Source organism: Blautia caccae (assembly GCF_040095955.1).
GTDB lineage: Bacteria > Bacillota > Clostridia > Lachnospirales > Lachnospiraceae > Blautia > Blautia celeris.
In genome coordinates, this window is record NZ_JBBMFP010000054.1 from 1 (window position 1) to 2,733 (window position 2,733).

At 46.4% G+C, this 2,733-nt stretch carries 3 protein-coding genes and 1 tRNA gene; all 4 read left to right on the top strand.

The genetic code is table 11. The annotated features are described in order from the left end of the window. The first annotated feature begins 606 nt into the window (after positions 1–606). Complete coding sequence (locus tag WMO65_RS26690; RefSeq protein WP_435380262.1) at positions 607–723, top strand: NrdR family transcriptional regulator; 117 nt, start codon at positions 607–609, stop codon at positions 721–723. A 49-nt stretch (positions 724–772) separates the two neighbouring features. After that, positions 773–1,060 (top strand): hypothetical protein, encoded by a 288-nt coding sequence (locus tag WMO65_RS25920; RefSeq protein WP_148394096.1) that lies wholly within the window; start codon positions 773–775, stop codon positions 1,058–1,060. 219 nt (positions 1,061–1,279) lie between these two features. Continuing rightward, the gene (locus WMO65_RS25925; RefSeq protein WP_148394097.1) at positions 1,280–1,702 is read left to right on the top strand and encodes an RNA polymerase subunit sigma-70; all 423 of its coding nucleotides are present in this window, start codon (positions 1,280–1,282) and stop codon (positions 1,700–1,702) included. A gap of 741 nt (positions 1,703–2,443) precedes the next feature. Next, positions 2,444–2,516, top strand: a tRNA-Asn gene (locus WMO65_RS25930). Positions 2,517–2,733 lie beyond the last annotated feature (217 nt).

Sequence of the window (2,733 nt, forward strand, 5' to 3'; positions counted from 1 at the left end):
TGGCAGTGTATCAGGACGGGTACATAGCATGTAGTCTGGTGGATACTCTGGGGTGCACGGAGTGCTATAAGGAGTTTTGCAAGAGTATGGAGGATTAACAAGATGAGGATGTGTAGTGTATGCCGAGCCAAAAAAGATGAGACAGAATTCCGGATGATGAAAAGACAGAACCGCCGGAACAGCTATTGCAGAGAATGCGAACGGTGGTATATGCAGAAATACATGAGAGCGTACAGGGAGATAAAGTTAAATGCTGGCCTATCGGCAATACGGGGCAAGGACGAACGAGGGACCTTGTAAAAAAATCTCTGGAGCAAAAACCAGATAGGCAATAAAAAAGAGGGTGAGCAGATAACGCGCCGGAACGCAACGGGAGTGCCGTGCCATATGCGGATGCCAGTCGGGGGCATTGATTGGGCTGTATGCCAAAGCTGGGAGCCAGTACCGACAATTAAATTTAGAGGTGACAATGGAGGTATATCATGAAAAAAGTAATTAAAGAATACATAAAGGAATCAGTGGCATATTTAAATATCGGTATATGGATAGGAGCTGGCGTAGCGCTTGGGATGTTGGCAGCGCTTACGATTTTATGAAAGGCGAATCATGAAGTGTAAGAAATGCGGCGGCAAAACGCAGGTAACGGATAGTGAGGAAACCCCAGGTGGGCATATGGTCATGCGAAGGAGGCAGTGTACAGCGAAACATTTTGGGAGGACGTAAAAACACGGAATAATGACAGTTCTGGAATATATGGAGAGGAGAAAGATTGATGGGAAGAAACGGATCAGGCTGCCCGGACCCTACATACGAGCAAGCATTGCCCGCGATCAGGCGGGAGGAAAACATAAGGGCGCGGGAAAAGCGGTACGGCGTAAAGCGTGGAGAGACAGTACATATAATCATAGACATTAAGGACGAGGGACGGAGGACCATAAAGGTAAGCCGCCGGATGCAGGTTGTAGATTTATGTGAGCATCACATTGTATTGCGGCATAAGACTGGAGCTTGTGAGAGTTATCCGTATCAAGAGTTTATGCAGATGTGGGACAGGAGGTGATGCCGATGCATGCAATGAAGTGTGATAGATGCGGTAATTATTTTGACTGTAATCAATCAAGACTTAGAGGAGGCAATTGCGGCGGCGACGAATCCTTTGGAAAGATACTTGTAATGGGAAAGCATAATCGCTGCTGTAGCTATGATCTGTGCGATGATTGTGTCAAACAGTTTTTTGATTTTATACACGACACAAGCAAGATAGAGTGAGGTGATGCCAATGGACAAAGATATTTTACACGATTATGTAGATGCCTGTGAACTGATCCGGGAGACCGAGGATGACATCAAACGTTTGAGGAAAAAGCGGAAGACTGTCATCCAGACAAATGTTAAAGGGAGTAATCCTGACTTTCCGTATAACTCCCAGCATTTTAAAATTCAGGGAACCCCGTTCACTTATAGCGATGATCGTCAGCTTCGGATAGAGGAGAAGTTACTTGAAGAGCGTAAAGCCAACGCTGAGCGAGTTAAGCTGCAGGTAGAAAAGTGGATGTGCACCATTCCCAGCCGGATGCAGCGTATCATCAGATATAAGATTTTTGAGAACCAGACTTGGGAGCAGGTGGCGGAAAAAATAGGTCGAAAAGCCACAGGGGACAGCGTAAAAATGGAGTTCAGAAGATTTTTAGAAAAAAAATAAAAAATGTTCTAAATGTTCTATATGTTCTATCAGGATATGTTATAGTATAGACTGAGAAAGCTGTAAGATGTATGGATAGACCTCCTCTTGTTATTCGACTGCGGGGTGTCAAAGCTCCGCGGCTGAATCGCCGGTACCGCATAGGTACGTCAGGCACTGCGCAGTAAGGCGTATAGGCAGCATGGTTCCGTAAAGGAGTAGATTAACGTCGAGTATTCCAGGACTGCCGAGAGAAGACATGGCCTAAAGGGCATTTGGGCAGGGGCAATGAAAGGAACTTATGGTTGCCAGAGCAGTACGGGGTGGGTTGCGTGCTGCTATATCTTGTATAATTTTATGAGCGAGGTGATCCCGCCGCTGGGGGAACCGATTAACTACAACCTCTCCGCTAGTGCAAGACATCGATGGCACTAGCATATAAAGCCGTGACAACCGGTAAAGAACATGGATGACGTCCCTGGGTGGAGTTGTGAGGGGGTTCTGATACCAAAAGCGGAAAAACATATTTCTGTGCAGCTTGAAGTCCTGCAATGCTATAAAGCTGTAAAAAACTTTATCCGTAATAGATGAGACTGGCCGGTGATTGCAGTAGTCCGGCAATTACGGGTAGTGCTCTGGAAGTGCAAGCAGTTTATAGAGAGAACAAGATTCCCTGGTGTCCGGGGTAAGTTAGCAGTGCATATACTTTAAGCTGCTATGTCCCAGGTCTGGGATAACAGCACCGTTACGGCGGTGCAATGTTGGGGATTAGCTCAGTCGGTAGAGCATGCGGCTGTTAACCGCAGTGTCGTTGGTTCAAATCCAACATTCCCAGTAAGCTTATCTGTCGCCGGATCACCGGAGAGGCAGGGTGTATGGCAGTGTACGGAGCTCCATATGCTACAAGAGCCCCCGGGATTATCCCCCGGGGTAAGCAATCGCCTTTTGGCGTATACCGCCCCCAAAATACATTTAGACAATACCCCGTGGAAATACGGGGTATTTTGTTGCAATTTTATCAAACCTAGTATAAAATGAAAGAAAATATATTT

Excerpts from the sequence above, each read along its gene's own strand:
- WMO65_RS25920 (WP_148394096.1), top strand. The coding sequence starts at position 773 with ATGGGAAGAAACGGATCAGGCTGCCCGGACCCTACATACGAGCAAGCA.
- WMO65_RS25925 (WP_148394097.1), top strand. The coding sequence starts at position 1,280 with ATGGACAAAGATATTTTACACGATTATGTAGATGCCTGTGAACTGATC.
- WMO65_RS26690 (WP_435380262.1), top strand. The coding sequence starts at position 607 with ATGAAGTGTAAGAAATGCGGCGGCAAAACGCAGGTAACGGATAGTGAG.